Below are 26,416 nucleotides of genomic sequence, written 5' to 3' on the forward strand. Positions count from 1 at the left end.
GCCTTGGACAGTGCTCGTCGGACGTAGTCATGTACACACATAGCGGTGAGACGCATGAGGAGGAGAAAGTGTCCAGCAAGGCCGCTCTAGTATTCCGCGTGGCCGCGGTAGCCGAAGCCCTTTCCTGGGCCGGGCTGCTGGTCGGGATGTTCCTCAAGTACGCCGTCAACCTCGGCGAGGGCGGCGTTCCCGTCCTCGGCATGGTGCACGGTGTCGTGTTCGTCCTCTACGTGCTGGTCTCCCTGTCCGTGGCGAAGCCGCTCGGCTGGCGCCCGAAGACCCTGATCCTCGCGCTGCTTTCCAGCATCCCGCCGCTGTTCACCTGGCTGTTCGAATCCTGGGCGCTGCGCAACGGCAAGCTCGACGGCCCGCAGCGGCTGTCGCACGGCGGTGTCGGCCTGTACGCCAGGACCCCGGAAACCGCCGCCGCCTGATCTTCGGCAGGGGTACGTGAAGGCCCCCTTCATTGCGTCTAGCGCAATGAAGGGGGCCTTCACGTACTTCCGGGTTATTCGGTGAAGTCGCCGGTGGCCTTGCGGACCTTGGTGAGCAGGTCGGTCAGCTGCTCGGTCTGCTTGCCGGTGAGCCCGATCAGCCCGAAGTCGATCTCGATGACCGCCTTCGTGGCCTCTTCGCGCCGTGAGCGTCCTTCGTCGGTGATTTCGACCAGCGTGGTCCGGCGGTCGGTCGGATGCGGCACGCGTTTGACCAGCCCGTCCTTCTCGAGCCTGTCGACGATGTTGGTGACGCTCGTCGGATGCAGCTGGAGTCGCTCACCCATCACGCGCATCGGCAGGTGGGAGGCGCGGGCGAAGGTCAGCAGGACCAGCGCCTCGTATCGGGCGAAGGTCAGCCCGTGCGGTTTGAGCGCGCCGTCCACTGCGGACTGGATGATCTGTTGCACGCGCATGATCCCGGTCACCGCGGCCATGGTTTCGGACGGCCCGATACGGGCTTCCCACAGCTGCGCCGCACGGGCGATCGGGTCGAACGGCAACGGACGGCTCATGGCGGTCGAAGTTACCAGCGGGTACCCGTGCCACGCCGCACGACCGGGTGTTATGCGTGGGAAAAGCGTCTGAACAAGGAGCAGAAGATGATCGTGGCCTTCAGTGTCAGCCCGTCCGCGACCGAGGAAGACGGCGGTGTCAGCGAGGCCGTCGCCCGCGCGGTGAAAGTGGTGCGCGAGTCCGGCCTGCCCCATTCCACCAACGCCATGTTCACCAATGTGGAAGGCGGCTGGGATCAGGTCATGGACGTCGTCAAACGCGCTGTCGAGGCCGCTGGTGAGGGCTCGTCACGGGTCGGGCTGGTGCTCAAGGCCGACATCCGGCCGGGTTACGAAGGCCAGCTGACCGCGAAGGTGGAACGCGTCGAGAAGCACCTGAGCGAGTAGGTCAGGGGAGCGGCGGGGTGAAGGACACCAGCCACAGCTCGTCCTTGACCGCGATGGCCACCGGGTAGCCGAACGCGCTGCCGTCGGCCAGTTTCCCGCTGACGGTCGCCGAAGTCGGCTTCAGATCGTCCGGTGCGAACTTCACCGTGACGTCGTGGGCGCCGCGCCCCGCCAGCGCGTCGATATAGGACTTGGCGAAGTCGCCCGCCGACGCCGGCGGGTAGTCGATGAGTTCGGAGAGGGCCTCGACGTCGTGCTCGTTGAGTGCGGCGGTGAGGCCCTCCCGGAGTTGCCCCGGGCTGCCGACGCCGGGGTCGGGTCGATGGGCGATCAGTACCGTGATGACGCTCACCCAGACGATGGCACCGGCGATCGCGACGGCCACCGTGGTCGTCCTGCGTGTCGGAATGTCGATCACCCCCTCGTGGCGAGCCTGCCGGAACGAAACCGTCCTGCCAAGCGGGCAGCCGGGGGCATGCGGTGAAACGCTCGGGGATGCGTGCCAGGATGGAACCGTGACACACCCACGCGGATCAGCATCGAAGACGGCGGCCCTCTCCGCCGCGCTTTCCGGCGCGGTCGACCTTTCCGCGCTCAAGGCGCGTGCCGAAGCGCCGCAGAAACAGCCCCCTGCCCCGCCGCGCCCGGCAGACGACGCCGCGCCCGGCGGCACCACCTCGGGTGGCGCCGTGATCGACGTCACCGAAGCGACCTTCCAGTCCGAGGTCGTCGAACGATCCATGCGGCAGCTGGTGGTCGTCGACCTGTGGGCCGAATGGTGCGGGCCGTGCAAACAGCTCAGCCCCGTGCTGGAACGCCTCGCCGCCGATTCCGGCGGCGCCTGGGTGCTCGCGAAGGTGGACGTCGACGCGAACCCGCGCATCGCGCAGCTCTTCGGCGCGCAGTCGATCCCGACGGTCATCGCCATCGGCGGCGGCCAGCCGGTCGACGCGTTCTCGGGCGCACTGCCCGAACCCGAGATCCGCAAGTGGCTCGGTTCGCTGCTCGACGCGCTGCGCGACCGGCTCCCCGGCATCAAGGCCGCCGAGGAGAACGGCGGCGGTGTCGAGGTGCCGGAGGACCCGCGGTTCACCGAGGCCGAGGAGGCCTTCGAACGCGGTGACTTCGCGGGGGCTCAGGCGGCCTACGAGCGCATCCTCGACGTCGAGCCGTCGAACGAGGAGGCCAAGACCGCGCTCGCGCAGGTCAAGTTCACCGCCCGTGCCGAGGCCGCTGGCCCGGACGCGATCGCGAAGGCCGACGCGAACCCGGCCGACCTCGACGCGCAGCTCGCCGCCGCCGACCTCGAAGTCGCGGGGCAGCAGCCCGAGGCGGGCTTCGCGCGGCTGATCGCCGTCGTGCGGCGTACCGCGGGCGACGAGCGCAACAAGGTGCGGGAACACCTCGTGGCGCTGTTCGACCTCTTCGACTCGGCGGACGAGCGCGTCATGAAGGCGCGGCGGGACCTGGCGAGCGCTCTGTACTGAGGTTTCCGAGCTCAGGGGGTCGGGGGGGGGGGGGGGGGGGGGGGGGGGGGGGGGGGGGGGGGGGAGCAAAAAACCCCCCCCCCCCCCCCCCCCCCCCCCCCCCCCCCCCCCCCCCCCCCCCCCCCCCCGCACGCTGAGGCGGGACCGGACCGATCAGCCGTACTGGGTCGAGCAGACCGAGGAGCTCTCCAGGTAGCCCTTCCGCAGCGCCTCGACCCGCTCGAAACCGTTGTCCACGCGCTTGCCGTTGACGTCGGCGGAGACCAGGCTCTCCGGGCTCAGCAGATCCGAGATGGCCTCGTCGAGGTCACCGGCGGAAAGCCGCAGCGTCGCGCCGGGTACCGAGCTGGCCTTCGCCCACGCGCCGACCAGGCAGGCGGTGCGCAGTCCCGCGTTCGCGTTGTCGATCGACGCGCCGACACCCTTCTGGATGCCCATCGCGTACCGGGACGCGATTTCCGAGAACGCGGCGAAGTCGCCCTTGCCCTCGCTGTGCCCGCTTTCCCACTCCGCCTGCTGGTCGACCGGCTGGGCGAGTTCGCGCAGCTTGGCCAGGTCGATGCTGACGGTGTTGTTCGACGGGCAGTACGACGCGGGCGGGGTGCTGGGGCCGCCGGGGCAGCTGCCGTTGCCGTCCTCGGTGATCTCCGGGCCCGGGACACCGGCGCCCTTGAAGGCGTCGTCGAGGCTCTTCTTCAGGATCCCGATGATCTTCATGTCGAGCTTCTCGTCGCCCTTGCCCTTGTCACCCTTGTCGAACGGGCGCTCGGTGATCCGGGCCTTGATGTTCTCCTCGTTCATCTGCGCGCATTCCTTCGGGCCCTTCTCGAACCCGACCTGGAACGCGTACGTGCGGTCGAACGCCGTGCCGTGCGCGCCCTGTTTGGTCGCGCTGGTGCCCGCCTGGTCGCGGATCAGGAACAGCGACGCCATGACCTGGTTGAGGCCTTCGGACGTGGAGACGCGATAGAACTTGCTCTTGTCCTCGGCGACCCAGCGGAAGTAGCCGCCGGCGAAGCAGTCGGCCTGCTGCTCCTTGACGATCGACGGGGTGTTCTTCTTGATGTTGGCCTTTTCGGCCAGCCGGTACTGCACGGCGTGCCCGAGTTCGTGCGCGAGCACGACGGCGCCCGCCATCTTCCCGAACCGTTCGCGCAGCATGGGCAGCAGCACGCCGCGGTCCCACGCCACCAGGTCACCCGGCGGGCAGTAGAACGCGTTGACGAGCTTCTTGACGCTGCCGCATTCGGTCTCTTCGTCGTCGGTCTTCGCGCTGTAGGACAGCAGTGACTTCAGCGGCTCGTACGGCTGACCGAAGTCGCGCGGCATGACCTCGGTCCAGTAGGCCTGCGCGTCGGCGATCGCGGCGATGGCGAGCTGATCGTCCTCGGAGCCGTCCTCGTTGCGGACCTGCAGATCCGGCTTGGGCGCGCCCGGCTTCAGACCGCTCTCGAAATGCGTGACCGGCAGGCCCGCGATGTCACCGGCGCCCGGCTGGCTGCCCTGCTGGCCGGTCGAGCTTCCCTTGTCGCCGCAGGCGCTCAGCCCGAGGGCCAGCACCGTCACGACCGCGATCAGAGCCGGGCGACGGATGCCCCGCGCTCCCCCTTGGATCATGTTCACTCGCTTGTCGTCAGGGCCCCGACCGGGCCGCGTACTCCGGCAAGCAGGGACCCTACCCAGCGCTTATGGCCCGCGTGCAGGTAATCCCCGAAGTGGGTCTTGAGCGGGGCGGGGACCGTGGCGATATGGTCGCTCCTCATGAGAGCAGTCCGCCGGTTCACCGTCCGCGCGAGCCTGCCGGAGTCGCTCTCCGGCCTCGGTGACCTCGCCACGAATCTGCGCTGGACCTGGCATCCGCCCACGCGCGACCTGTTCGCGTCGATGGACGCGGAGCTGTTCAACCGCGTCCGCGATCCGCTGCGGATGCTCACCGCCCTGCCACCGGCCCGGCTCGACGAGCTCGCCGTCGACGACGCCTTCCTCGCTCACGCGCGCGAGGCGGTCGCCGATCTGGACCGTTACCTCGCTGAGCCGCGCTGGTACCAGAAGCAGGACGACGCCGACCTCCCGCCCGCCGTCGCGTACTTCTCGATGGAGTTCGGCGTCACCGAGGCGTTGCCGAACTACTCCGGCGGTCTCGGCGTGCTCGCCGGTGACCATCTCAAGGCGGCGTCGGACCTTGGCGTGCCGATGGTCGGCGTCGGGCTGCTCTACCGGGCTGGCTACTTCCGGCAGGCGCTGTCGCTCGACGGCTGGCAGGTCGAGCACTACCCGGTCATCGACCCCAACGCCTTCCCGCTGGAGCTGCTGACCGACGGCGGCGAGCCGGTGCTGGTCGACGTCGCGATGCCGGCCGGGCGCACGCTGCACGCGCAGATCTGGAAGGCCCGCGTCGGCCGGATCCCGCTGCTGCTGCTGGACACCGACACCGAGGCCAACGACGAGGACCTGCGCGCGGTCACCGACCGGCTGTACGGCGGCGACGCCGACCATCGCATCCGGCAGGAGATCCTGGCCGGGATCGGCGGCTTCCGCGCCGTGCGGCGGTACTGCGAGCTGACCGGGCATCCGCAGCCGAAGGTGTTCCACACCAACGAAGGCCACGCCGGATTCCTCGGGCTGGAACGCGCCCGCGAGATCATCCAGGCCGACGGGCTGGCGTTCGACGAGGCGCTGCCCGCCGTCCGCGCCGGCACCGTGTTCACCACGCACACCCCGGTCAGCGCCGGGATCGACCGCTTCCCCGTCGACCTCGTGCAGCGGTACTTCACCGACGGCAGGCTGGTCCCGGACGTCGACCCGCGCCGTGTCCTCGCGCTCGGCGCGGAGGACAACCCCGGCCTGTTCAACATGGCGCATATGGGACTGCGGCTCGCGCAGCGCGCGAACGGCGTCTCGGCGCTGCACGGCCGGGTGTCGCGGCGGATGTTCTCCCGGCTGTGGCCCGGGTTCGACTTCGACGAGGTGCCCGTCTCCTCGGTCACCAACGGTGTCCACGGGCCGACCTGGGTCGCGCGTGAGCTGAGCGCGTTGCTCGGACGCAACCACGAGGAGCTGGGCCTCGACGGTGTCCCTGGCAAGCCCCTGCGGGACGGCGTCAGCGACGAGCAGCTGTGGGCGCTGCGGCGTGAGCTGCGCGAGAAGCTGGTCGCCGAGGTGCGGCGCCGGGTGCGGGCCGCGTGGATGCAGCGTGGCGCGTCCGCGCTCGAACTCGGGTGGACCGACACGGTGTTCGACCCGGACGTGCTGACCGTCGGCTTCGCGCGCCGCGTGCCGACGTACAAACGGCTGACGCTGATGCTGCGCGACCCGGAGCGCCTGCGCGCGCTGCTGCTGGACGAGCGGCGCCCGATCCAGCTCGTCGTCGCGGGCAAATCGCATCCGGCCGACGACGGCGGCAAGCAGCTGATCCAGCAGATCGTCCGGTTCGTCGACGATCCCGAGGTCCGGCGCCGGATCGTCTTCCTGCCGGATTACGACATGTCCATGGCGCGCTACCTCTATCGCGGCTGCGACGTCTGGCTGAACACGCCGGTGCGGCAGCTGGAGGCGTGCGGGACCTCGGGGATGAAGTCCGCGCTCAACGGCGGCCTCAACCTGTCCATCCGCGACGGCTGGTGGGACGAATGCTACGACGGCAGCAACGGCTGGGCGATCCCGACCGCGGACGGCGTCACCGATCCGCTGCGCCGCGACGAACTGGAGGCCGCGGCGCTCTACGACCTGCTTGGCCATCAGATCGCGCCGCTGTTCTACGACCGTGACGCGGGTGGTGTGCCCGGCGGCTGGCTGTCGATGGTGTGGCACACGCTGGAGACCCTCGGGCCGCGCGTGCAGGCTTCACGGATGGTGCGGGAGTACGTCGAATCGGGGTATCTGCCCGCCTCGCGGATGGTCGCGGAGGCCACGGACGACGGCTATCGCGGCGCGTTGTCGCTGGCGGACTACCGGACCAAACTGGAGGTCTCGTGGCCGCGGGTGCGGATCTTCGACACCGAACTGCTCGTCGAGGACGCCGCGCCGATGGTCACCGGGACCGAGGTGACCATCCGGGCCCGGATCGACCTCGCCGGTCTCGAACCGTCCGAAGTGGACGTCCAGGCCGTCGTCGGGAAGGTGGGCGACGGGGACGAACTGAGCGACCCCGTCACCGTCCCGATGTCGGACGACGGGATCGGCGCGTTCGCGGCGCGGTTGAAACTGCCGCATCCTGGCTCGATCGGCTATACCGTTCGCGTGCTGCCGAAACACCGTCTGCTGGCCACCCCGGCGGAACTGGCCAGGGTCGTCCACGCTTAGGCCGGTACCGAACAAAAGAAGCCGCCGATTCTCGTTTTCCGCCGAACAATACGGAACGGCCAGGTGAAATACACTTTGCCGGGCCGATCCTGAATGGCGGAGGAATGGTGGCTTCGGCTAAGGAAACGAGAACGTCGCGCAGGGCAAAGGACCGGCTGCACCACATCCATGCCCGCGCCGGGATCCGGCAGGACGGGCTGGGCCGGGCGCTGGGCCCGGAACTGCGGGAGATCTGGGGCATCGCCGAGGACGCCGAGCCCGGCAGGGTGCGCGAGATCGTCCTTCTGCGGCTGAACCGCGTTCTCGAACGGTTCGCCGATCCGCTCATGCCCGAGATCGTCTGGACCGCCTACAACCTCGGCGTGGATCCGGTCGACGGCGGGGCGGGCATGGTCGGCCGGATCAGGACCATGGTCGGCAGCGGCCGGGTGGCGGTTTCCGAGCGGACCTGCACCCGGCGGTTCTACGACTTCCTGGGGAGTGTCAAGAACAGCCTGGACGGGTTCCAGGAAGACCTCACCGGCGAAGACTTCCGGCTCGCTTCGCGGTGGATCGCCGGGAACGTCCGTCCGGAACGGGAGCAGATCGACGGCGGTCCGCGCGATCCCGTCCCCTCGGTCCTGCGGATGTTCCTCGACGGGACGGTGTGCGGCCCGGCGGACGAGGCGGGTGCCCCGGTCCCGGCCCGCCTCGGCGCGCACGGCGACTGGTTCTGCGTCTTCACCGACGAGCGCCTGCTGGCCGAGTACCGCGCGGTCACCGGCGCGGGCTGGTCGCGGATCCGGCACCGGACCGGCCGCGATGTCGTGCTCGCGGCCGCCGGCCGTGACGTGGCGACCGGGGTGCTGGTCAACCCCAGGCCGACGCGATCCGCCGGGATTCACGCCGCGCTCCCGCTGTCGCCGGACTCGATCGCCCGGCTGGCGGTCCGCCGGTAGCGCGTCAGGGGACGGCCGGCCCGCCGCCTTCGCGGATCGGGAGACCCGCCGAGCGCCAGGCGCGGAACCCGCCTTCGAGGTCGGTGGCGCCCGGCAGGCCGAGCCGCCGCAGATCGGCGGCGGCCAGACTCGACGAGTACCCCTCGTTGCATACGACGATCACCGTCGAGTCCGGTTTCACCTGCGGCAGCCGCCAATCGCTGTCCGGCGCGAGCCGCCACTCGAGGTGGATGCGCTCGACGACCACCGAGTCCGGGATCTCGCCCTCTTCGACCCGGTTGACGTGCGGGCGGATGTCCACGATCAGGGCGCCGTCCCGTTGCAGCCGCAATGCCTGCTCGGGTTCCGCCCGGTCCACTCCGGACCGGGCGGCCGCCAGCAGCGCGTCGATAGCACTCATGGACCCAGTATCGGGGCGAGCGAGGGGATCTCGGCGGGAACTTCGGCGAGCGTGCCGTATTCGCGGGTCGCGACCAGCGGAGGCGAGTAGGCGTGGACGCTCGCGGCGGGTTCGGAGCCGATGCCGGTCACCTGGTGCGCGCGACCCGCGCCGAAGCCGATGCCCTCGCCCGCGACGTGGGTACGGCGCCGGATCGGGCCGCCGGGATAGCGGTACTCCTCGCCGATCTCGCCCTGAAGCACGGTGAACGAGCCGGACGCGCCGCCGTGGTCGTGCGGTTTGGTCTGCTGGCCGGGCAGCCAGGACAGCAGCCACAGTTCGACGCCGTCGGTCAGCGCGAGCCGTGCCCACCAGCGCCGGCCGGGGTCGAACCGCAGCAGGCCGCGCAGGCCCGAAGTCAGCTCGGTGGTGACCGTGGAGGTCAGCTCGGCCAGTTCGCGGGGCGTCCAGAGCAGGCGCTCGGGGTGCAGCAGCTCCGGCAGCAGCGGGTCGATCAGCCGCGGGTGGATCTCGAAGTCCTGGTCGGGAGTGATGGACGTGGTCACGGTGAAGCTCCTCGTGAGGTTCGCGGGCGCGGAAGCAGGGCCGAACGCGGCGCGACACGGAGGTGCCGTCGGAAGAGCGGGGACTCAGCCGTGTCGCGCGGCGGTACACCCGCACGAAGCGACGAGGAGCAGGTCGATGGCCCGGCGGCGCCAGAAAGAGCCCCCGATGACGGGGAAGGCGGCGGACACGGACTCGATCACGCCGTCGATGGTGCCACAGTGTCCTGCCCAGGTCGCTTCGTCCCACTTTCTGGACCAGCCGCTTTCTCCCGACCGGCGGCCCGGTGCACACGCGCGCGCGTGTGCGGACACAATGGGCGCGTGAGCGAGCCGATCCAGCCCAGCGAACTTGACGACCTCGTGGTGAGGATGACCGGTGTCGGGGTCCGCCGAACAGGCAACGACCTCGTCGCCGACCTCGACTGGACCGTGGAACTGGACGAACGCTGGGTGGTGCTCGGCCCGAACGGCGCGGGCAAGACCACCCTGCTCCGGCTGGCCGCGGCCGAACTTCACCCGACCTCGGGAACGGTCGACCTGCTCGGCGAGCGCATCGGCAAGGTCAACATCTTCGAGCTGCGCCCGCGGATCGGGTTCACCTCGGCCGCGATCGCGCAGCGTGTGCCGGGTGAGGAGCGCGTCGTCGACGTCGTGGTGAGCGCCGGTTACGCCGTCGTCGGCCGCTGGCGTGAGGAATACGACAGCCTCGACACCGACCGCGCCCTGGAGCTCTTGGGCGCCCTCGGCATCGCGCACCTGGCCGAGCGCACCTTCGGGACGCTGTCGGAGGGCGAGCGCAAGCGGACGCTGATCGCCCGTTCACTGATGACCGATCCGGAAATGCTGCTGCTCGACGAGCCCGCCGCCGGACTCGACCTCGGCGGCCGCGAGGACCTCGTCGCGCGCCTTTCGGAGCTGGCCCTCGACCCCGAGGCCCCGGCCATGGTCCTCGTCACCCATCACGTGGAGGAAATCCCGCCGGGATTCACCCACGCGTTGCTGCTGCGCGACGGCCGCGCGGTCGCCTCCGGTCTCGTGGACGACGTCGTGACCAGCGACAACCTGTCCAAGACGTTCGATCAGGAGCTGTTGCTCGAACGGTCCGGTGATCGCTTCTTCGCCCGTCGCCGCTGACGGGTCATACTGACCGGTAGCCTGCAATCTGTCTTGGACGGTTAAGGAGGACGGCGTGGGAGAGTTCGTAAGTCTCGAGGTCGAAGGCGGGGTCGGCACGATCCGGCTGGACCGCCCGCCGGTCAACGCGCTGAACAACCAGGTGCAGGCCGAGCTGGCCGAAGCGGCCCGTGCGGCCTCCGAGCGCGACGACGTGCGCGCCGTGATCCTTTACGGTGGTGAGAAGACCTTCGCGGGTGGCGCGGACATCAAGGAGATGGCCGAGCGCACCTACCCGGAGATCGCGAAGTTCGGCGCGGCGCTGACGGCGTCGCTGGCCACCATCGCGAACATCCCGAAGCCGGTCGTGGCGGCCATCACCGGCTACGCGCTGGGCGGCGGGCTCGAACTCGCGCTGACCGCCGACCGCCGGATCGCCGGCGACAACGTCAAGGTCGGCCAGCCGGAGATCCAGCTCGGCATCATCCCCGGCGCCGGCGGCACACAGCGCCTGGCGCGGCTGATCGGCCCGAGCAAGACCAAGGACCTCGTGTTCACCGGCCGCTTCGTGAAGGCCGAGGAGGCCCTCGCGCTGGGCATCCTCGACGAGGTCGTCGCGCCGGACGACGTCTACGCCGCCGCGCACAAGTGGGCCTCGCAGTTCGCGAACGGTCCGGCAGTGGCGCTGCGCGCCGCGAAGGCCGCGATCGACGGCGGTCTCGACACCGACCTCGCGAACGGTCTCAAGCTCGAATCCCACCTCTTCGCCGCGCTCTGGGCGACCGAAGACCAGCGCAACGGCATGAAGTCGTTCATCGAAAACGGCCCTGGCAAGGCCACTTTCGAGGGGAAGTAAGCACGATGACCCAGGTGAACGATCCGGCGCCGAATCCGCACGCCACCGCCGAAGAGGTCAAGGCCGCCTTCGACGACCCCAAGCTCGCCAACGTGCTGTACCACGACTGGGAAGCCGGGACCTACGACGAGAAGTGGTCCATCTCCTACGACGAGCGCTGCATCTCCTACGCGACCGACGTGTTCCAAGCGGTCGCCGGTGAAGACGGCCAGCCGTACCCGACCGCGATGGAACTGGGCAGTGGCACCGGTTTCTTCCTGCTGAACCTGATGCAGGGCGGCGTGATCAAGAAGGGGTCGGTCACCGACCTCTCGCCGGGCATGGTCCAGGTCGCGCTGCGCAACGCCGAGAACCTCGGCCTCGACGTCGACGGCAGGGTCGCCGACGCGGAGCGGATCCCGTACGAGGACAACAGTTTCGATCTCGTCGTCGGGCACGCCGTGCTGCACCACATCCCGGACGTCCGCGCGGCGTTCACCGAGGTGCTGCGGGTGCTGAAGCCGGGCGGGCGGTTCGTCTTCGCGGGCGAGCCGACGAAGGTCGGCGACTTCTACGCCCGCAAGCTCGGCCAGCTCACGTGGTATCTCACCACCAACCTGACCAAGCTCCCGGTGCTGAACGGCTGGCGCCGCCCGCAGGAGGAACTCGACGAGTCCTCCCGCGCGGCCGCGTTGGAGGCCGTGGTCGACATCCACACCTTCGACCCGTCCGAGCTAGAGTCGATGGCCCGCGGCGCGGGCGCGCAGGACGTCCGCGCGGTCACCGAGGAGTTCGCCGCCGCGCTGGCGGGCTGGCCGATCCGGACCTTCGAAGCCGCCGTGCCGCAGGAGAAGCTGACCCTGCGCTGGCGTCTGTTCGCGTACCGGCTCTGGTTGCGACTGTCCGCTTTGGACAAGAAGCTGTTCGCCAAGGTGCTGCCGCGCGACCTGTTCTACAACGTGATGATCACCGGTACCAAGCGATCGTAGGTGCCGTACCAGTTCACCCCCGACGACGTCGCCTTCCTGCGCTCCGGCGCGGGAAGCGCGGCGCTCGCCGAATGCTCGTCCCTGCCGCTGACCGACAAGACCCGCATCGCCGACGTCGCCGCCGTGCGCCGGATCGCCCCGGACCACGCGGCCGCGGTACTGGAGACGGTGGTGCTGCGGCGGAAGTCGTCGTCCAAACTGGACTCTGCGGGCTCGTGGCTGTTCACCGGTGACGCCCTCCAGCAGGCCAGCGCCACGTTGGTCGCCCGGCACCGTGCTTCACGGCTGGCCGGTCGCGACGTCCACGACGTGACGTGCTCCGTCGGGGCGGACCTGATCGAGATCGCCCGTGTCGCCTCCCGGGCACTGGGCTCGGATCTGGACGAGGTCCGGCTGGCGATGGCGCGGCACAACGCTCTCGAGGCCGGGGTTTCGCCTGTTCTGGTACGTGCCGACGCCCTGCGGCCGGTCAGTCGTGACTCGGTCGTCGTCGCCGATCCCGCCCGCCGCGATTCCGCCGGCCGCCGGGCGTGGAAGCCCGCGGATTTCCTTCCGCCGCTGGACGGCCTGGCCGAGTCGTACGCCGGTCGCGAGCTTTCGGTGAAATGCGCGCCGGGTCTCGATTTCTCCATCGCGCCGTGGGCGGACGAAGTCGAACTGGTGTCTTTGGACGGTCAGGTCCGTGAGGCCTGCCTGTGGCGCGGCGTGGGCTCGACGGTGTCGCGCCGGGCGACGGTGTTGCGTTCGGACGGTCCACAGTGGACGGTCACCGGCGCCGATCCCGACGAGATTCCCTCACGTGCTCCGGGCGAATGGATCATCGACCCCGACGGTGCCGTCGTCCGGGCCGGGCTCGTTCGGCATTACGCGGCGCGGCACGGCCTGTGGCAACTCGACGAACGCATCGCCTACCTGACCGGTGACGTCCCACCGCCGGGAATCCGGGCGTTCCGGGTGTTCGAGCACGGACCGTACAGTGAGAAGAATCTGCGTGTATTGCTGAAAAAACACGATATCGGTCGATTGGAGATCCTTATCCGCGGTCTCGACATAGACCCGGATGCGTTGCGGCGCAAGCTGAAGCCTCGCGGTAGTGAAGAAGCGACTCTGGTGCTGACCAGAATCGGTCGTTCCGGAGTGGCGTTCCTCTGCCGCGCACAGCTGACGTGAGGCGCACTTCCACGAGCCGGGGCCCGTCGACATCGGCCAGGTCAAACTGCCGAACCCGGTCTGCTACCTGCCCTGAGGGAATATCCGCGCGTGCGACGTTGCTGTTCCCGGTATCGGAAAACCCCCGAGGGAGCTGATCCATGCCTGACAAGAAGGTGTTGAAGCCGAGCGCGGACCACCCGATCACGGTGGCGCCGAACAAGGCGCGCGTGGTCGTCACGGTCGGCGGGAAGGTCGTGGCGGACAGCGCGAACGCGCTCACGCTGCGGGAAGCGAACTACCCGCCCGCGCAGTACCTCCCGCGTGCCGACGTCGACTTCGGCGTGCTGGAGCGGACGGAACACTCGACGTACTGCCCGTTCAAGGGGGACGCGGCGTACTACAGCATCCGCACCGGCGACGGCGTCGCCGAGAACGCCGTCTGGACCTACGAGGCGCCGCACGACGCGGTCGCCGAGATCAAGGACCACGTGGCGTTCTACCCGTCGAAGGTGGACGCGATCGAAGAGCGCTGAACCCACCCCGGTGTGCTTTGAAAGGTCCTTTCCTTTGCGAAACTTGCCAGGAAAGGACCTTTCGTAGCGCGCGAGGCGGGTTCTTCCGGACGGAAGGCTTGACGCTGAGGGCCTTCACGGGAGCTGGTTGATCCGGTCCCCGTCGACCGCGAGAGAGGTGTCGGATTCGATCCGCCAGACCTCCAGCCCCGGCGCCTTGACCAGGGCGTCGACCAGTGCCTCCGCACCCGCGACGAGGGTCGAATCGGAGTCGACCTCGGTGGCCACGCACCATGCGCGGTCGTCCGGCCAGAACAGGTTGGGGGACTGCGCCTCGAACCAGTTCGGCCGGGGCCGCCAGCCGAGTTCCGTCGCCGACGTCAGCGGCCCGCTGAACATCAGGTAGTCCCGGCCCGGATGCCGCAGGCGCGGCGCGTCGAGGTGCTCGCGCGCCAGCGTCGCCTCGTCGGCCCAGCCGTAGCCGTCCCAAAGGCAGAACCAGGCTTCCGGAGTGGACGTGTGATCGCCGAGAACGGCCAGCAGAGCGGTGAGGCTGTGTGAAGGCAGGGTGCCGCGTCCTGGTGCGGAGCCACGCCAGAGCGAGCCGGTGAGATTCACCGGATCCGGGGAGCCGACCAGCGCGTGCCACTGCATGGCGCCATGAGCGCGCCGTCCCGTCTCGGCCGCGGCTTCGCTCCAGCTCGCCCAACCGCCGCGGTCACGTTCGGCGGGGTGATAGACCCGGGCGTAGGCGGCGTAGCCACACGGGACCGCGCGGCCGGGCGCGCCGTCGAGCCTGGGAAAGATCCAGTCGGCGGGGGACGGGTCGAGTACCGGTCGCAGCACGGCGGCAAGTCTCCAGCAAGATCAGGTGCGGCGCATCTTGTCGGTGGGCGGGGGCATACTGCCGGACGTGGGTGTTCCGTTGCGTCGCCGTTCGGGCCGTTCGGTGTACCGCGAAAGCACGCCGGTCGAAGCCTTGACCGGCGTGGTCGAGAGCGTCTGGACGGGGGTGGTGGGCTGGAGCCGTCCGCTGAGGGTGTTCCCGGACGGTTGCGTGGACCTCGTCTGGGACGGGCGAAGGCTCGACGCGGTCACCACCGTGCGTGGAGTGCTGCGGCACGAGCTGCCGTCGGCGGACTGGACCGTCGGGCTCCGCCTGAGATGCGGTGTCGGCGGCGGCGTGCTGGGCCTGCCGATGACGGAGCTGGCAGCGGGCGCCACCCCGTTGCGCGACCTGTGGCCCGCGAGTGCCCGCCGCGCGGAATCCAGGCTGGCCGAGTGCGGGACACCCGGCGAGGCGCGGCCGGTACTGGAAGCGCTGGTCACCGACAGGCTCGGGGACGTCGAGCCGTGCGGGCTGTCCATCGCGGCCGCCCGCGCGTTGCGTGCGCCCGGTGCTCGCGCCGACAAGGTGGCGGCGGAGCTGGGCGTGAGCGAGCGCGGGCTTCGGCGGCATGTGCGGCACGACGTCGGCGTCGGCCCGAAGGAGTTGCAGCGGGTGCTGCGGTTCCATCGGTTCCTCACCCGGCTCGAGGCCGTCGTGCGCGGCGGCTCGTCACTTGCCGACGTCGCCGCCGAGGTGGGTTACGCGGATCAGTCCCATCTCGGGCGGGAGTGCCGTCGGCTGTCCGGTGTTTCGCCCGGCGCGCTGGTGCGATCCTGGGCTGGCCGAAACGTTCCAGACTGAGGCGGCCCCCCGAGGCGAAGATCGGGTAGTGCTCGAACCTTTCCGCGTCACCATCGACATCCGCACGGACGACCTCGACGTCAACGGGCACGTCCGCGGCCCCGCTTACCTCGCGTACGCCGATCACGCGCGCTGGGAATGCGTTTGGGCGGCCGGCGTGGACCCGTTGGCGCTCAAGGCCGCGAATCTCGGCCCGGTCAACCTCGAAACGACGATCCGGTTCCGCCGCGAGCTTCGCGCCCGCGCGCGGATCGACGTCCTGACCCGGTTCAGCTGGGAGCCGGGCAAGGTGTCACGGGTCGTCCAGGAATTCGTGGCGCCGGACGGCGCCGTGGTGGCGGAGGTGGAAAGCCTCTCCGGACTGCTGGATCTCGAACAACGGCGGCTGGTCCCCGATCCCGGACGGCATTGGCGCAAATACGCGGTGCGGCCGGAAATCCTCGGCCTGCCGTGATCAGGTGACCGCCCGCTTTTCGTAGAGGCTGGTGGGCCACTTCGCCGAGGGTGGATCTGCCACGTGCTGGAAGCCCGCGCGCTCGTAGAGCCCGCGCAAGGCCGGGTTGTCCCTCGTGGTCGCCACCCGGACGAACGCTTTGCCCCGTGCCGCCGCCTTCTCGCCGACCCAGTCGATGATCCGGATCCCGAGCCCGGCTCCGGCCGCTTCCCGCGCGACCGCGAGGCGGCCCGCGTAGTAGGCCGGTTCCGTGGTCTCGCCCCAGAGTTCCGGCTCCGCCTCGGTCACCACGCAGGTCGCGATCGGTTTGCCGAGACCGATGACCAGCAGCGCCTCGCCCGCTTGGATCTGGTCACGAACCGATTCGCGCGGGAACCGCGGCGGCCACTGATGGATTCCGCGTCCCGTCAGCCAGGCGGCGGCCTCGGCCAGAAGGTCGAGTACGGCGTCCTCCTCACCCGAGCGGACAGGACGGATGGTGGTGCTCGGCGTGAGTGGCTCGGGACCGGTGATGATCGGCATGGCTCGATGATGCCCCGGCCGTGGTTGGATGTCCGCCGTGGTCGACGAGAACCTCGTCCGGAAGCTGATCGCGGCACAGGTCCCTGGGTGGGACGGGCAGACGATCGCACGGTGGCCGTCCGGTGGCACGGTCAACGCCGTGTTCCGGTTGGGCGACGATATGGTCGTACGGTTGCCCCTGACAGCGGGCGGCGCGAAAGATGTGGCGCTGGAGCAGGAGTGGCTGCCCCGCACCGCGCCCCGGCTCCCCACGCCCATCCCTGGAATCGCGGCCGCGGATGGACGCTTTCGCAGGCGCTGATCGCGCTGCCGTACTACCGAACGACCAACGCGGCGATGGAGCGCAACGCCCGGTACGTGATTCGGATGATGCTGGACGAGGTGGCTTGATCTCTTTTGGGGAAGTCGTTTGTGGAGAGACGAGCAAGACTTGTCTTGAAGGGTAAGGTAATTATGGCCCGCTGGCTCGTGGGATGGCACGCGTTTCCGTTACGGCAGGCCTATACCCGGCGGGGTGGGATGCTCCCCATGTGGCATTGGAGACGTTGACTGGCCCCAATGCCACATTGGGAGCACCGTAGTTGGGGGCACCGTGGGCGCGCAGGGTTGAGCGCCACATGGGGAGCGGCACGGTGTCCTTAGGTCCTAGGGGTTGTGTAGGTAGGGAGCTCATCTCACCGATGAGCAGTGCGGTGTTGGCAACCTGCTGGACGGTCGGTCTAAATCCTCAAGTGCATGGTGTTGCGTCTCGGTGTTCCGGTGGGGTCGAGGTAGGCGGGTGCGGTGAATTCCGGCAAGCCGTCTTGGGCGATCTGGACTTTCCATTGGCTGTGGTGGATGAGCCGGTGGTGCTTGGTGCACAGCAGCACGAGGTTGTCGATCTTCGTTTCGCCGTGGTGTCGCCAAAAAACGATGTGGTGTGCCGTACAGCGCGGCATGGGCATGTCGCAGCCCGGAAACGCGCAGCCACCATCTCGGATGGTCAGCGCATACTTCTGCGCCAGCGACACAGTTCGTTTCGATCGGCCGATATCCAGCGGTTCGCCTGCGGTACCGAGGACACCGGGTCGCACGCGGGCGTCGCAGGCGAGGATCCGGGCGTCGGTCGCACTGATCGGCCCTGCCAGGTCCAGATGTGCTTCGCCGATGTCGCGCATGAGGTCGTCGTAGGACATGGTGACCAGAATGTGGGTGGCCTCGCCCGCCTGACCGGGGAGATTGCGGCTGGTGGTCTTCAACCGCACATAATCGGTGAAGGCATCCCCATAGCGTTCATCTTGAGTGCGGGAGTCCCGGACGCCGTCGATGGCTTTGTGCGGCTTGGCCATCGGATCCAGGTCGGATTTCAGGCGGGCGTAGGTTTCCAGGTCCAGGGTGGCTTTCAAGCCGAGGGTGCCGTCGCGGTGTTTGATGAACCGCATCTCCGGACGGGTGTCCTCCGGGTCCTCGTTACGGGGTTCTTTCCCGTCCGGATCCAGCTTGTCCAGCAGGCGGCGCCCAGCCCGGGTGATCTGCCGCGGCCCCGCATGCCGAGCCAAGTCGACGAGGATCTTCTCCCCGTTCCGTACGTCCTCTTCCGGCACGGTGGACGGGATTCGCGCGAGGGTGCGGATGATGGCGTCGATCTGCGAACCCCCGATCGCGCCCTCCGCGGCAGCCAGAGCGGTCAACGGTGCCAGGGGTGGCTCGGGGTCACCGCCGAAAGATGGGCCGGGATGCAGGGCCAGCACGCGGTCGGCACGGGCACTGGCTTCCTTGTCCGTCACACGAAAATCCTCGAAAATCAACGCCGCCAACGTCGAATGACCAGAACATCCGCGCACCCCACGGGAATTGATTTCCGCCAAAATAGCATTCTGCTCCGCATCGATCCGACGCTTCTGAATCTCGAGTTCCTGTTTGCGAGCGTGCAGCGTCGCGGTATCAACGCGCCACCACTCGGTGGACGTCTCCGGGGATGCATCATCGCTGGCCACAGCCCCACACTACTCCAAATCGAACAGGTGTGCTAGCCCGAACGGCCTAGAGGGTAAAGAATTCTAAATGCGCGTGCAGAGAAAGCGGTGAATGCATTCCGAGACACGAAGGGCGCGAAGGTGCGAAGGGCGCGAAGCGAAGGTGCGAAGGGAGCGAAGGCGAGTAAGGCCGGTGCGCGAGAGCCAGACCCTGTGCTAGCGTCGTCCCCGAGCCCCGTATGGGCCTACGCATGGAGGTAGCGGCTACTCAGCCACCAGAGATCGGCACACACCGTCTCTCGCTTTCAGTCATCCCCGCGTCGTGGGATGACGCCTCCATGCGGTGCGCTCGAAACCCGGGCGTGCCAAGGCTTGTGTGCTCTCTTCCGGTGCTGGTTCCGCGCCCTCCTGTCGACACATCGACGGGAAAGGACCGCATTGACCGGCTTCAACGACCAGGTGATCGAGGAATTCAGGCGTAACAAGGGAAAGCTCGGCGGCATATTCGAGGGGTGGCGGTTGATTCTGCTCACCACCATCGGCGCCAGGAGCGGTAGGCGGCGGACGAATCCGTTGGGGTACCTCGAAATCGACGGCAAGACCGTCGTTGTCGCTTCCAATATGGGATCTCCGGCGCATCCTGCGTGGTACCACGACATCCGGCGCGACCATCGGGTCACCGTCGAGACGGGCGCGGAGACCTACGAGGCGATCGCGGCCGTTCCGCCGGCGGTGGAACGTGCCGCGCTGTTCGCGCGAGTTGTCGCCGAGGAGCCTGGATTTGCCGAGTATCAAGCGAAAACGTCGCGCGAGCTGCCTGTCGTGATCTTGCACCGGATCGACGACCGGGTGCGGGGGATGGGGGACTTTCTGGTGGAGGTCCACGACTGGCTGCGGGAGGAGCTCCAGACGCTGCGCGCCGGGGTGGACGACCTCGTGGCGGGCCGCGCGGATTCGCTCACCATGGAGGAATCCTTGCGAGCGCATTGTGTTTCGTTCTGCGAGGCGCTGACCAAACATCATACCGGCGAAGACGTGGGTGCGTTTCCCATGCTCGCCCAGAGGTTTCCCGCGCTCGCGCCGACGTTGACGAAGCTCGGGGAAGATCATGTCGTCGTCGCGACGTTGCAGAAGCGGATCCGTGAGCTCGTGGAGGGCTATGTCCACGGGGAGAGTGACCCCGTTCGCTTGCGTGACGACTTCGACGAGCTCGCGGGGAGGCTCGAAGCGCATTTCGCTCACGAGGAGCGAACGGTCGTGACGGCACTCAACGTGACGGCGCCAGGCTGATCGATGCGGATGCCCTGGGGTTCCGGCCCCGGGGCGTGTATCATCGTAGACGGCGGCGCCTGCACGGCGCGACGCCGATCCGGCACGAGGCGGGTGGAATTCGCCCCCGGCCTCGCCGAAGACCGCGAACCAGCGGTCCCTTCGAAAGGTTTCACAGTCAAAACTCACAGCACCGACAGTGCGATGTTCAGCCACCCGCTCGACACCCAGGTCGAGCGGCACGAGCCCGCGACCCCTCAAGGGGAGCGATACATGGATCTTTTTCGCGAACCTTCTTACCCCACACCGGAACCTTCGGCCGACGCCGTTCGTTGACGGGGTAGACCAACGTTTTGGGTGTCGTGTTGTCCAAGCACGCTCGCGCAGAATTCGTCGCGGGCGTCGCCCTTCAGTGCGTCGCGCCGTGACATCGGCTGACACCGCCGGTACCAGTCCTGGCAATCGACAAGAAGCGACGATATGACTTCAGTCCTAAACCACCCGGACAGCGCAGAGCGGCAGGCGCCACAGCCCCTGTTGTCCGGGGAGCAGACCGACACCGAAAACTTTCTCGTCAAGCTGTTCGCGGTGGTGCCCCTGCTGGCACTGGCCGCTTCCGTCCCCTTCGCTTGGGGCTGGGGCCTCGGCTGGGTGGACGTCGGCCTGGCCGTCGGGTTCTACTTCCTCACCGGCCTGGGCGTGACCGTCGGTTTCCACCGCTACTTCACCCACGGCGCCTTCAAGGCCAACCGCGGCCTGCGGATCGCACTGGCGGTCGCCGGCAGCATGGCCATGCAGGGTCCGGTCATCGGCTGGGTGGCCGATCACCGGCGCCATCACGCCTTCTCCGACCGTGAGGGCGACCCGCACTCCCCGTGGCGGTTCGGCACCACCCCGGCGGCGCTGGCCCGCGGCTTCTGGCACGCCCACATGGGCTGGCTGTTCGACCGCGAGAAGACCAACGCGCAGCGGTTCGCCCCGGATCTGCTCGCCGACCGTGACATCGCCCGGATCGATCGCCTGTTCCCGCTGCTCACCGTCGTGACGCTGCTCGCGCCCGCCGTCCTCGGCGGCCTGATCACGATGTCGTGGTGGGGCGCGGTCACCGCGTTCTTCTGGGCGAGCCTGGTCCGCGTGGCGCTGCTGCACCACGTCACCTGGTCGGTGAACTCGCTGTGTCACATGATCGGTGACCGCCCGTTCGCCGCCCGCGACAAATCCGCGAACTTCTGGCCGCTCGCCATCGCTTCGATGGGCGAGTCCTGGCACAACTCCCACCACGCCGACCCCACCGGCGCCCGGCACGGCGTCCGCCGCGGCCAGCTCGACATCTCGGCGCGGTTGATCTGGCTCTTCGAGAAGGCGGGCTGGGCGACGGACGTCCGCTGGCCGAAGGCCGATCGACTCGGCCGTAAACTCAACCCCGGCCACTCCCTGTCACTGCGCCGGACCGCGAAGCGGGCCTGAGCCCGTCAGCGGATCGCGTCCGCGATGGCGTCGATCAGTTCCGGTCCGTCGGACAACGCCGGGTCGTTGTGATCGGCGCCGGGGACTTCGACCGTCCTGGCACCCGCGGCCCGTGCCACGTCACGGCTCTGCTGAGCCGGGACGATCGAGTCCGCGGCGCCGTACACGACGGTCACCGGTGCTTTCACTCGCGCGATGTTGTCCCGCGTCGGGAACTCGTCCCGCAGCAGCCACCGGACCGGCAGGAACGGATAGTGCAGCTGTCCGATCGACGCGAGGTCGACGAACGGCGAGCGCAACACGAGCGCGGACGGCGGGCGTTCGACGGCCAGTTCGGTGACGACCGCGGAGCCCAGGCTCTCGCCGAAGTAGACCAGCGGCACTCCGGCCTCGCGGGTCAGGAAGTCCTGTGCGGCGCGGACGTCCAGCTTGAGCCCGTCCTCGGACGGCTCGCCGGGGTTGCCCCCGTACCCGCGATACTCCAATAGCAGCACCGAGAGCCCGCGTGCGGTCAGCGCGCGGGCCATCGGCGCGCGGTACGCCCGGTTCCCGGCGTTGCCCGGCGCGACCAGCACGGCCGCCTTCGCGCCGGCGACCGGGAAGTACCAGCTCGCGAGGCTCAGTCCGTCCGAGGTGGTGAGCGTGACGTCCCTGCCGCCGGGCAGGACGACGGCGGCGCCGGGCGGCGGACCTGCCTCGGGCAGGTAGATCAGCTTGCGCTGGAAGGCGAACGCGCCACCGAAGACCACACCGACGATGATGACGGCCACCGTCAGCGCGATCAACGCCTTTCCCCGTGCGGTACTCAAGGCTTCGTCGCGGGGAGGTGGAATTTCGCGAACAGGTCCGCGTCGAGGAACGAGGTGATCTCGCGGATCCGATCGCCGCGGAGGGACAGCACGTTGATCGACCACGCTCGGTGGACGGCGTCGGCCGCTTCCCCGAGGTAACAGGCGACGGCGGGCTGTCCGTTGGCGGTGACGACCTCGGTGCGCCAGCTCGGGCACCGCCCGATCGGGACCTCGACGGCGAAGCGGGACACGGCCTCGATGCCGCTGTACCAGTGCGCGAACGGCGGCATGGACCAGGTGACGTCCTCGGTCAGCAAGGCCACGAGCGCGTCGGCGTCGCCGCGTTCCAGCGCGGAGGCGAAGCCCGCGGCGATCTCGCGGACCCGTCGATCGTCGAGCTTCCGCAGCGTTCGCTGTCGGCCGGACGGCGGGACCTTCTCGGCCACGATCGTCCGCGCGCGTTGCAGCGCGCTGTTCACCGCCGCCACCGAAGTGTCCATTGTGGACGCGATTTCGGCGGCGGAGAAACCGAGGACGTCGAAGAGCAGCAGGGCGGCCCGCTGGTTGCCCGGCAGGTGCTGCAGCGCGGCGACGAACGCCAGCTCGACGGCCTCGCGCTGCTCGTACCGGTCGTCCGGACGGCTCCCGCCGGGGTACGGGCCGAGCCACGCCACTTCGGTCACCGGGGCGTCTTCGAACACCACTCGCTCGCTCGACGGGCCGAGGTCCATCGGCAGGGCCCGCTTACCGCGCGCGGCCGCGACGTCGAGGCAGGTGCGGGTGGCGACGGTGTAGAGCCAGGTCCGCAGCGAGCTACGCCCCTCGAAACGTGCCAACCCACGCCAAGCTCGCAGAAGCGCGTCCTGCAGCGCGTCGTCGGCGTCGTGGGCCGAGCCGAGCATGCGGTAGCAGTGGGCGTGCAACTCGCGGCGCAGCGGCTCCACCACGCGGTTGAACTCCGCCTCGTCGGTGGGTAGAACGTCTTCGCTCACAGTCGACGATTGTGCCCTTTACTTGGCGCGAAGCGCGGTGACGGCCGGGGTGAACATCGTCGTCTTGATCGCGGACAGCGTGCCGCGGTCCTTCCCGGCCAGCGGGCGGACGAGGTCCGTCGCGTACTCCAGCAGCGCGGGTTTCTCGGCGACGGCGTCCACGAGACCCAGGTCGCGCGCGTCCGTGCCGCCGAACCGCCGTCCCGTGGTCATCGACGCGATCGCGGCGGCCGGGGTGATCTTGCCCTGGATCAACGCCGCCATCCCCGGCGTGAACGGGATGTTGATGTCCGCTTCGGGAAAGCAGAAGTACCCGCGGTCGGCGCGCATCACCCGGAAGTCGTGCGCCATCGCGAGCATGGCCCCGGCGCCGAAGGCGTGTCCGTTGATCGCGGCGACCGTGTGCACGCCGAGGGTGAGCACACGGGCCAGCAGTTCGTGGACGTCGGCGACGTACTGCGCCGCCTGCGTGGGGTTGCCGGTGAGCCATTCGAGGTCGAGGCCGTTCGAGTAGAACTTCCCGGAGCCCACGGTGACCAGCACCGCCGGATCCGGATAGGCGACGACGGTGTCCAGCTGGGAATGGACGGTTTCCAGCCAGGACGGCGAGAAACGGTTCTCGTCGTCTCCGAGGTCCAGCAGGAACACCGGGGCGTCTTGGCGCAGAGTGGGCATGTCAGTCCTTCCGTGGGGGTGGGAGCAGGAGTATGGCGCGGACCGCGGCGGCGAGCCGGGCCCGGGAGTCTTCGGAGATCGGCTCGCCCGCGATGAACGCGCGGCGGAACAGGGCCGTCGGCAGATCGACCACGCAGGTCGTCAGCACCTCGACGGCCTGCGCGTCCCGCCGGTCCCAGAGCCGGGCGGCGAGCCCGACCAGGAATGCGATCAGGCGTTTTTCGAGGGCCAGGAAGTCGGCGGCGAGGTTTTCGGGGACCTGCGGGCCGAGGACCTGTTCCTTCTTGACGGTGATGAGCAGACGGGCCGCCTCCGGCCGCCGGTCGGCGAACGCGGCCGGGGTGCCCGCCGCGGCCACGACCGCCGCGACGGGGTCTTCCGCATCGTCCGCGAGAGTGGTCTGGAGGTCGAGGAACTCACCCGCCGCGCGGAGCCAGACGTGGGCCAGCAAGGCGCCGAGCGAGCCGAAGGCGTGGTAGATCGTCCCGTTGGACACTCCCGCGGCGGCCGCCAGGGACCGGACGGTGACGCCATGGGCACCCGTCTCGACGACGAGGCGTTCGGCCGCGTCGAGCAGCCGTTCCAAGTCGTGCACACGGGGGCGGGGCATGGGGCGACAATAACAGAGCACGTGCTCTAAAACAATAAGAGAGCAGACGCTCTAAAACATGCCAGGCGTCGCACGTCGCGTTCCCGCTGAGGTACCTGGTGCCTGTCGCCCCCTCCTTGGTGCTGGAATTCGCCGTCTGAGGTCAGGAGTCCGGGGACCACACCGCGAGTTCGGCGCCGCCGGGCTCGCGGAAGTGGAACCGGCGCCCGCCGGGGAACGAGAACGGCTCGGCCGTGACGACTCCGCCCGCGGCCTCGACGGAACCCCTTGCCCGATCGAGGTCTTCGGTGCGGATCGTCACCAGCGGCGCGGCCGTCTGCTGCGCGGTGTCCTGCTGGAAGCCGAACGAGACCACGCCGCCGCCCTGGACGTCGGAATACGTCGGGCCGTACGACGTCGCCGCCCACCCGAAGGCCTTTTCGAAGAACCGGCTCGAGTCCGCAGCCGAGCCGGACGGGAATTCGATGAAGTCGATTTCGTACATGCACCGGAACCTACTCCGGACCACCGACAGGAACCGCCTCAGACGCTGCGCAGCACGGAAACCACGACGCCCAGCACGGAGGCACGGTCCCCGTCGATGACGTCGTAGGCGGGGTTGCGCGGTTCGAGGTACACGTGTCCGTCGCGGCGGCGGTACACCTTGACCGTGGCCTCCTCGTCGATCATCGCGGCGACGATCTGGCCGGAGTGTGCCTCCTGCTGCTGCTTCACCACGACGATGTCGCCGTCGCAGATCGCCGCGTCGATCATCGAGTCGCCGCGCACCCGCAAGCCGAAGACGTTGCCCCGGCCGGTGAGTTCACGCGGAAGGGTCATCACGTCGTCGACGTGCTCGACGGCCGAGATCGGCGTTCCCGCGGCGATGTCACCGACGACGGGGACCGGCACGGAGTCCTCTGTGGATTCACGTGAGGTGGTGCCGTGGAGGAACGCGCGGACGTCCATGGGGCGGGAGATCGAGCTGCCGCGGTGGAGGAAACCCTTCTCCTCCAAGGCTGCCAGATGCTTCGACACCGAGGACGTCGAGCGCAGCCCGACCGCTTCACCGATCTCGCGCGTGCTCGGCGAGTACCCGTGCTCCACCACCCATTCGCGGATGGTCAGCAGGATCTTCTGCTGGCGCTCCGGCAGGGAAGCGGCTTCCTCGAACAGCTCAAGATCGTGGTAGGCGGTCATCAGCGGAATGGTAGTTCGTGCAGGCCGCCGCGATCGCCGCGGTGTCCCAGTAGAACGGCCGCACCTCGGTGATGCGCCCGTCGTCGACGGTGAACCGCTGTCGATGTCACTGTCGATGTCACGACGACCACTGTGGTGTGCGGAGTGTCCGGCCGCTGGCGGGTATCCGTAGTCGAGATCGGCCGGATGGCGGCCCGGCCGGGCCGAAAGTCCGATCCCGTGAGCGGTTCCGCCAGGTTGACTCGATCATATGACCACGAAGATCACCGCGGCGGTTCTCGCCGCCGCGACGGCCACGGTCGCCCTCACCGGATGCGGCCTCAAGGAAGGCTTGACCGAAAAGGCCAACGGACACGTCAAAACGGTCGCCTACGCGACCGGCGCGGAAGGCAAGCGTGACACGGTCGCCCGTCTGCCGGAGTGGGTGCCGGACGGGGCGGCGGCGGTCACGGAGGTCATCCGGACGACGGGTTCGGAGCGGCTCCTGCGGTTCACCGGCGGGGCGCTGCCCGCCGTCTGCGTGCCGGGGCCGGCCGCGACCCAGGCGGCCACGCTCGCCGCGCACTGGTGGCCGCAGGGGCAGGAAGGCAAGACGGACAAGGTCTGCGGTGAATGGCATGTGCTCGTCCAAGGCGTCGACGTGTTCGCGTTCAAACCGGAAACACTGGTGAACACGAGGTCCTGAGTCACTCGGAGAGCGCCTCGGCGCAGACGGCGAGATCACGCAGCAGCCGCTCCTGCTCGGCCGCCGAAAACGGTTCGAGCATCCGATCCTGGACCCCGCGCACGAGACCGCTGGCGGCGCGGAGCCGGGCCTGTCCGGCGGGGGTGAGGGTGCTGGGCAGGGCGCGGCCCTGCGGCGCCGTCGTCGGGCGGGTGACCAGGCCGCGGTCCTGCAGGCCGCGCAGCACCAGGTTCATCGACTGCCGGGTGACGAACACGGCCCTGGCCAGTTCCGCGTTGGACAGCCCCGGGCGCTGCGAGAGCACTTCGAGGCAGGAGTACTGCGGCACGGTGAGGTCGAGCGGTCGCAAGGCGGTTTCCATCGCCATCCGGAGCGCCGTCGCCGCTCGCTTCAGCAGGTACCCCACCGCCAGGTCCAGCGGTCCGACCGTCTCGCCTCGACTCATGTCAGCATCATGA

31 protein-coding genes are annotated in these 26,416 nt (G+C 69.0%); 16 read left to right on the plus strand and 15 right to left on the minus strand.

What is annotated here, in order from left to right; genetic code table 11:
* Positions 1–68 precede the first annotated feature (68 nt).
* Positions 69–434, plus strand: coding sequence for a DUF3817 domain-containing protein (locus ACZ6DT_RS30620; RefSeq protein WP_465601905.1), 366 nt, complete (start codon positions 69–71; stop codon positions 432–434).
* 74 nt (positions 435–508) lie between these two features.
* Here the strand turns inward: ACZ6DT_RS30620 and ACZ6DT_RS30625 are convergent, their stop codons facing one another.
* Positions 509–1,009 (minus strand): MarR family winged helix-turn-helix transcriptional regulator, encoded by a 501-nt coding sequence (locus ACZ6DT_RS30625; RefSeq protein ID WP_465601906.1) that lies wholly within the window; start codon positions 1,007–1,009, stop codon positions 509–511.
* An 87-nt stretch (positions 1,010–1,096) separates the two neighbouring features.
* Between ACZ6DT_RS30625 and ACZ6DT_RS30630 the strand changes: the two genes are divergently transcribed.
* Positions 1,097–1,396 (plus strand): thiamine-binding protein, encoded by a 300-nt coding sequence (locus tag ACZ6DT_RS30630; RefSeq protein ID WP_465601908.1) that lies wholly within the window; start codon positions 1,097–1,099, stop codon positions 1,394–1,396.
* A 1-nt stretch (position 1,397) separates the two neighbouring features.
* Here ACZ6DT_RS30630 and ACZ6DT_RS30635 read toward each other — a convergent pair whose 3' ends face one another.
* The gene (locus ACZ6DT_RS30635; RefSeq protein ID WP_465601910.1) at positions 1,398–1,781 is read right to left on the minus strand and encodes a hypothetical protein; all 384 of its coding nucleotides are present in this window, start codon (positions 1,779–1,781) and stop codon (positions 1,398–1,400) included.
* A 130-nt stretch (positions 1,782–1,911) separates the two neighbouring features.
* Here ACZ6DT_RS30635 and ACZ6DT_RS30640 point away from each other — a divergent pair, with 130 nt between their 5' ends.
* Complete coding sequence (locus tag ACZ6DT_RS30640; RefSeq protein WP_465601912.1) at positions 1,912–2,883, plus strand: tetratricopeptide repeat protein; 972 nt, start codon at positions 1,912–1,914, stop codon at positions 2,881–2,883.
* Between the two features lie 153 nt (positions 2,884–3,036).
* Here the strand turns inward: ACZ6DT_RS30640 and ACZ6DT_RS30645 are convergent, their stop codons facing one another.
* The gene (locus ACZ6DT_RS30645) at positions 3,037–4,506 is read right to left on the minus strand and encodes a neutral zinc metallopeptidase (protein WP_465601913.1); all 1,470 of its coding nucleotides are present in this window, start codon (positions 4,504–4,506) and stop codon (positions 3,037–3,039) included.
* Positions 4,507–4,644: 138 nt separating this feature from the next.
* On the opposite strand from ACZ6DT_RS30645, the gene glgP reads away from it, so the two are divergent.
* The gene (gene glgP, locus ACZ6DT_RS30650) at positions 4,645–7,185 is read left to right on the plus strand and encodes an alpha-glucan family phosphorylase (RefSeq protein ID WP_465601915.1); all 2,541 of its coding nucleotides are present in this window, start codon (positions 4,645–4,647) and stop codon (positions 7,183–7,185) included.
* Between the two features lie 104 nt (positions 7,186–7,289).
* A complete protein-coding gene (locus ACZ6DT_RS30655) occupies positions 7,290–8,123 on the plus strand; it encodes a hypothetical protein (RefSeq protein ID WP_465601917.1) in 834 nt (277 codons plus the stop codon).
* A gap of 4 nt (positions 8,124–8,127) precedes the next feature.
* On the opposite strand, the gene ACZ6DT_RS30660 is transcribed toward ACZ6DT_RS30655, so the two are convergent.
* Both ACZ6DT_RS30660 and ACZ6DT_RS30665 read right to left on the minus strand, forming a co-directional pair.
* Complete coding sequence (locus ACZ6DT_RS30660) at positions 8,128–8,523, minus strand: rhodanese-like domain-containing protein (protein WP_465601918.1); 396 nt, start codon at positions 8,521–8,523, stop codon at positions 8,128–8,130.
* Positions 8,520–9,068, minus strand: a complete 549-nt coding sequence (locus tag ACZ6DT_RS30665) for a cysteine dioxygenase (RefSeq protein WP_465601919.1) — start codon at positions 9,066–9,068, stop codon at positions 8,520–8,522. Before ACZ6DT_RS30665 ends, ACZ6DT_RS30660 begins: the two co-directional genes overlap by 4 nt.
* A 321-nt stretch (positions 9,069–9,389) precedes the next feature.
* Between ACZ6DT_RS30665 and ACZ6DT_RS30670 the strand changes: the two genes are divergently transcribed.
* The 5 genes from ACZ6DT_RS30670 to ACZ6DT_RS30690 all read left to right on the plus strand — a co-directional run bounded on the left by ACZ6DT_RS30670 (position 9,390) and on the right by ACZ6DT_RS30690 (position 13,690).
* On the plus strand, positions 9,390–10,202 hold the full coding sequence (locus tag ACZ6DT_RS30670; RefSeq protein WP_465601921.1) for an ABC transporter ATP-binding protein: 813 nt from the start codon (positions 9,390–9,392) through the stop codon (positions 10,200–10,202).
* 55 nt (positions 10,203–10,257) lie between these two features.
* On the plus strand, positions 10,258–11,037 hold the full coding sequence (locus ACZ6DT_RS30675) for an enoyl-CoA hydratase/isomerase family protein (RefSeq protein ID WP_465601922.1): 780 nt from the start codon (positions 10,258–10,260) through the stop codon (positions 11,035–11,037).
* Positions 11,038–11,042: 5 nt separating this feature from the next.
* The gene (locus ACZ6DT_RS30680; protein WP_465601924.1) at positions 11,043–12,005 is read left to right on the plus strand and encodes a methyltransferase domain-containing protein; all 963 of its coding nucleotides are present in this window, start codon (positions 11,043–11,045) and stop codon (positions 12,003–12,005) included.
* Positions 12,006–13,175, plus strand: coding sequence for a class I SAM-dependent methyltransferase (locus tag ACZ6DT_RS30685; RefSeq protein ID WP_465601925.1), 1,170 nt, complete (start codon positions 12,006–12,008; stop codon positions 13,173–13,175).
* A 140-nt stretch (positions 13,176–13,315) separates the two neighbouring features.
* Positions 13,316–13,690 (plus strand): DUF427 domain-containing protein, encoded by a 375-nt coding sequence (locus ACZ6DT_RS30690; RefSeq protein WP_465601927.1) that lies wholly within the window; start codon positions 13,316–13,318, stop codon positions 13,688–13,690.
* A gap of 114 nt (positions 13,691–13,804) precedes the next feature.
* Here ACZ6DT_RS30690 and ACZ6DT_RS30695 read toward each other — a convergent pair whose 3' ends face one another.
* Entirely contained in the window at positions 13,805–14,515 is a 711-nt protein-coding gene (locus tag ACZ6DT_RS30695) for a hypothetical protein (RefSeq protein WP_465601928.1), read from the minus strand.
* 67 nt (positions 14,516–14,582) lie between these two features.
* On the opposite strand from ACZ6DT_RS30695, the gene ACZ6DT_RS30700 reads away from it, so the two are divergent.
* Positions 14,583–15,359 carry a helix-turn-helix domain-containing protein gene (locus ACZ6DT_RS30700; RefSeq protein ID WP_465601930.1) on the plus strand — a complete coding sequence of 259 codons (777 nt, stop codon included), beginning with the start codon at positions 14,583–14,585 and terminating at the stop codon, positions 15,357–15,359.
* A gap of 28 nt (positions 15,360–15,387) precedes the next feature.
* A complete protein-coding gene (locus ACZ6DT_RS30705) occupies positions 15,388–15,813 on the plus strand; it encodes an acyl-CoA thioesterase (RefSeq protein ID WP_465601932.1) in 426 nt (141 codons plus the stop codon).
* Here the strand turns inward: ACZ6DT_RS30705 and ACZ6DT_RS30710 are convergent, their stop codons facing one another.
* Positions 15,814–16,335, minus strand: a complete 522-nt coding sequence (locus tag ACZ6DT_RS30710; RefSeq protein WP_465601934.1) for a GNAT family N-acetyltransferase — start codon at positions 16,333–16,335, stop codon at positions 15,814–15,816.
* Between the two features lie 219 nt (positions 16,336–16,554).
* Between ACZ6DT_RS30710 and ACZ6DT_RS30715 the strand changes: the two genes are divergently transcribed.
* A complete protein-coding gene (locus ACZ6DT_RS30715; RefSeq protein ID WP_465601936.1) occupies positions 16,555–16,725 on the plus strand; it encodes a hypothetical protein in 171 nt (56 codons plus the stop codon).
* A gap of 329 nt (positions 16,726–17,054) precedes the next feature.
* On the opposite strand, the gene ACZ6DT_RS30720 is transcribed toward ACZ6DT_RS30715, so the two are convergent.
* Positions 17,055–18,311, minus strand: coding sequence for an HNH endonuclease signature motif containing protein (locus ACZ6DT_RS30720; protein WP_465601937.1), 1,257 nt, complete (start codon positions 18,309–18,311; stop codon positions 17,055–17,057).
* 417 nt (positions 18,312–18,728) lie between these two features.
* Here ACZ6DT_RS30720 and ACZ6DT_RS30725 point away from each other — a divergent pair, with 417 nt between their 5' ends.
* Entirely contained in the window at positions 18,729–19,580 is an 852-nt protein-coding gene (locus tag ACZ6DT_RS30725) for a nitroreductase/quinone reductase family protein (protein ID WP_465601939.1), read from the plus strand.
* A 459-nt stretch (positions 19,581–20,039) separates the two neighbouring features.
* The gene (locus ACZ6DT_RS30730; protein WP_465601941.1) at positions 20,040–21,026 is read left to right on the plus strand and encodes an acyl-CoA desaturase; all 987 of its coding nucleotides are present in this window, start codon (positions 20,040–20,042) and stop codon (positions 21,024–21,026) included.
* 5 nt (positions 21,027–21,031) lie between these two features.
* On the opposite strand, the gene ACZ6DT_RS30735 is transcribed toward ACZ6DT_RS30730, so the two are convergent.
* From ACZ6DT_RS30735 to lexA, 6 genes are all read right to left on the minus strand, one after another.
* The gene (locus ACZ6DT_RS30735; protein ID WP_465601942.1) at positions 21,032–21,835 is read right to left on the minus strand and encodes an alpha/beta hydrolase; all 804 of its coding nucleotides are present in this window, start codon (positions 21,833–21,835) and stop codon (positions 21,032–21,034) included.
* The gene (locus tag ACZ6DT_RS30740; protein ID WP_465601944.1) at positions 21,832–22,809 is read right to left on the minus strand and encodes a sigma-70 family RNA polymerase sigma factor; all 978 of its coding nucleotides are present in this window, start codon (positions 22,807–22,809) and stop codon (positions 21,832–21,834) included. Before ACZ6DT_RS30740 ends, ACZ6DT_RS30735 begins: the two co-directional genes overlap by 4 nt.
* An 18-nt stretch (positions 22,810–22,827) precedes the next feature.
* Positions 22,828–23,484, minus strand: a complete 657-nt coding sequence (locus ACZ6DT_RS30745) for an enoyl-CoA hydratase-related protein (RefSeq protein ID WP_465601946.1) — start codon at positions 23,482–23,484, stop codon at positions 22,828–22,830.
* A 1-nt stretch (position 23,485) separates the two neighbouring features.
* Positions 23,486–24,094: a TetR/AcrR family transcriptional regulator gene (locus tag ACZ6DT_RS30750; protein ID WP_465601948.1), complete on the minus strand. Its 609-nt coding sequence runs from the start codon at positions 24,092–24,094 to the stop codon at positions 23,486–23,488.
* A gap of 142 nt (positions 24,095–24,236) precedes the next feature.
* Positions 24,237–24,578, minus strand: coding sequence for a VOC family protein (locus ACZ6DT_RS30755; RefSeq protein ID WP_465601949.1), 342 nt, complete (start codon positions 24,576–24,578; stop codon positions 24,237–24,239).
* Between the two features lie 38 nt (positions 24,579–24,616).
* Positions 24,617–25,273, minus strand: a complete 657-nt coding sequence (lexA, locus tag ACZ6DT_RS30760) for a transcriptional repressor LexA (protein ID WP_465601951.1) — start codon at positions 25,271–25,273, stop codon at positions 24,617–24,619.
* Between the two features lie 250 nt (positions 25,274–25,523).
* On the opposite strand from lexA, the gene ACZ6DT_RS30765 reads away from it, so the two are divergent.
* Positions 25,524–25,958 (plus strand): hypothetical protein, encoded by a 435-nt coding sequence (locus ACZ6DT_RS30765; RefSeq protein ID WP_465601952.1) that lies wholly within the window; start codon positions 25,524–25,526, stop codon positions 25,956–25,958.
* 1 nt (position 25,959) lies between these two features.
* Here ACZ6DT_RS30765 and ACZ6DT_RS30770 read toward each other — a convergent pair whose 3' ends face one another.
* Positions 25,960–26,403: a MarR family winged helix-turn-helix transcriptional regulator gene (locus ACZ6DT_RS30770; protein ID WP_465601954.1), complete on the minus strand. Its 444-nt coding sequence runs from the start codon at positions 26,401–26,403 to the stop codon at positions 25,960–25,962.
* Positions 26,404–26,416: the final 13 nt, after the last annotated feature.

It is taken from the genome of Amycolatopsis sp. NPDC041971 (assembly GCF_055588925.1).

Excerpts from the sequence above, each read along its gene's own strand:
- ACZ6DT_RS30625 (WP_465601906.1), bottom strand. The coding sequence starts at position 1,009 with ATGAGCCGTCCGTTGCCGTTCGACCCGATCGCCCGTGCGGCGCAGCTG.
- ACZ6DT_RS30630 (WP_465601908.1), top strand. The coding sequence starts at position 1,097 with ATGATCGTGGCCTTCAGTGTCAGCCCGTCCGCGACCGAGGAAGACGGC.
- glgP (WP_465601915.1), top strand. The coding sequence starts at position 4,645 with ATGAGAGCAGTCCGCCGGTTCACCGTCCGCGCGAGCCTGCCGGAGTCG.
- ACZ6DT_RS30655 (WP_465601917.1), top strand. The coding sequence starts at position 7,290 with ATGGTGGCTTCGGCTAAGGAAACGAGAACGTCGCGCAGGGCAAAGGAC.
- ACZ6DT_RS30660 (WP_465601918.1), bottom strand. The coding sequence starts at position 8,523 with ATGAGTGCTATCGACGCGCTGCTGGCGGCCGCCCGGTCCGGAGTGGAC.
- ACZ6DT_RS30680 (WP_465601924.1), top strand. The coding sequence starts at position 11,043 with ATGACCCAGGTGAACGATCCGGCGCCGAATCCGCACGCCACCGCCGAA.
- ACZ6DT_RS30690 (WP_465601927.1), top strand. The coding sequence starts at position 13,316 with ATGCCTGACAAGAAGGTGTTGAAGCCGAGCGCGGACCACCCGATCACG.
- ACZ6DT_RS30710 (WP_465601934.1), bottom strand. The coding sequence starts at position 16,335 with ATGCCGATCATCACCGGTCCCGAGCCACTCACGCCGAGCACCACCATC.
- ACZ6DT_RS30730 (WP_465601941.1), top strand. The coding sequence starts at position 20,040 with ATGACTTCAGTCCTAAACCACCCGGACAGCGCAGAGCGGCAGGCGCCA.
- ACZ6DT_RS30745 (WP_465601946.1), bottom strand. The coding sequence starts at position 23,484 with ATGCCCACTCTGCGCCAAGACGCCCCGGTGTTCCTGCTGGACCTCGGA.
- ACZ6DT_RS30750 (WP_465601948.1), bottom strand. The coding sequence starts at position 24,094 with ATGCCCCGCCCCCGTGTGCACGACTTGGAACGGCTGCTCGACGCGGCC.
- ACZ6DT_RS30755 (WP_465601949.1), bottom strand. The coding sequence starts at position 24,578 with ATGTACGAAATCGACTTCATCGAATTCCCGTCCGGCTCGGCTGCGGAC.
- lexA (WP_465601951.1), bottom strand. The coding sequence starts at position 25,273 with ATGACCGCCTACCACGATCTTGAGCTGTTCGAGGAAGCCGCTTCCCTG.
- ACZ6DT_RS30765 (WP_465601952.1), top strand. The coding sequence starts at position 25,524 with ATGACCACGAAGATCACCGCGGCGGTTCTCGCCGCCGCGACGGCCACG.
- ACZ6DT_RS30770 (WP_465601954.1), bottom strand. The coding sequence starts at position 26,403 with ATGAGTCGAGGCGAGACGGTCGGACCGCTGGACCTGGCGGTGGGGTAC.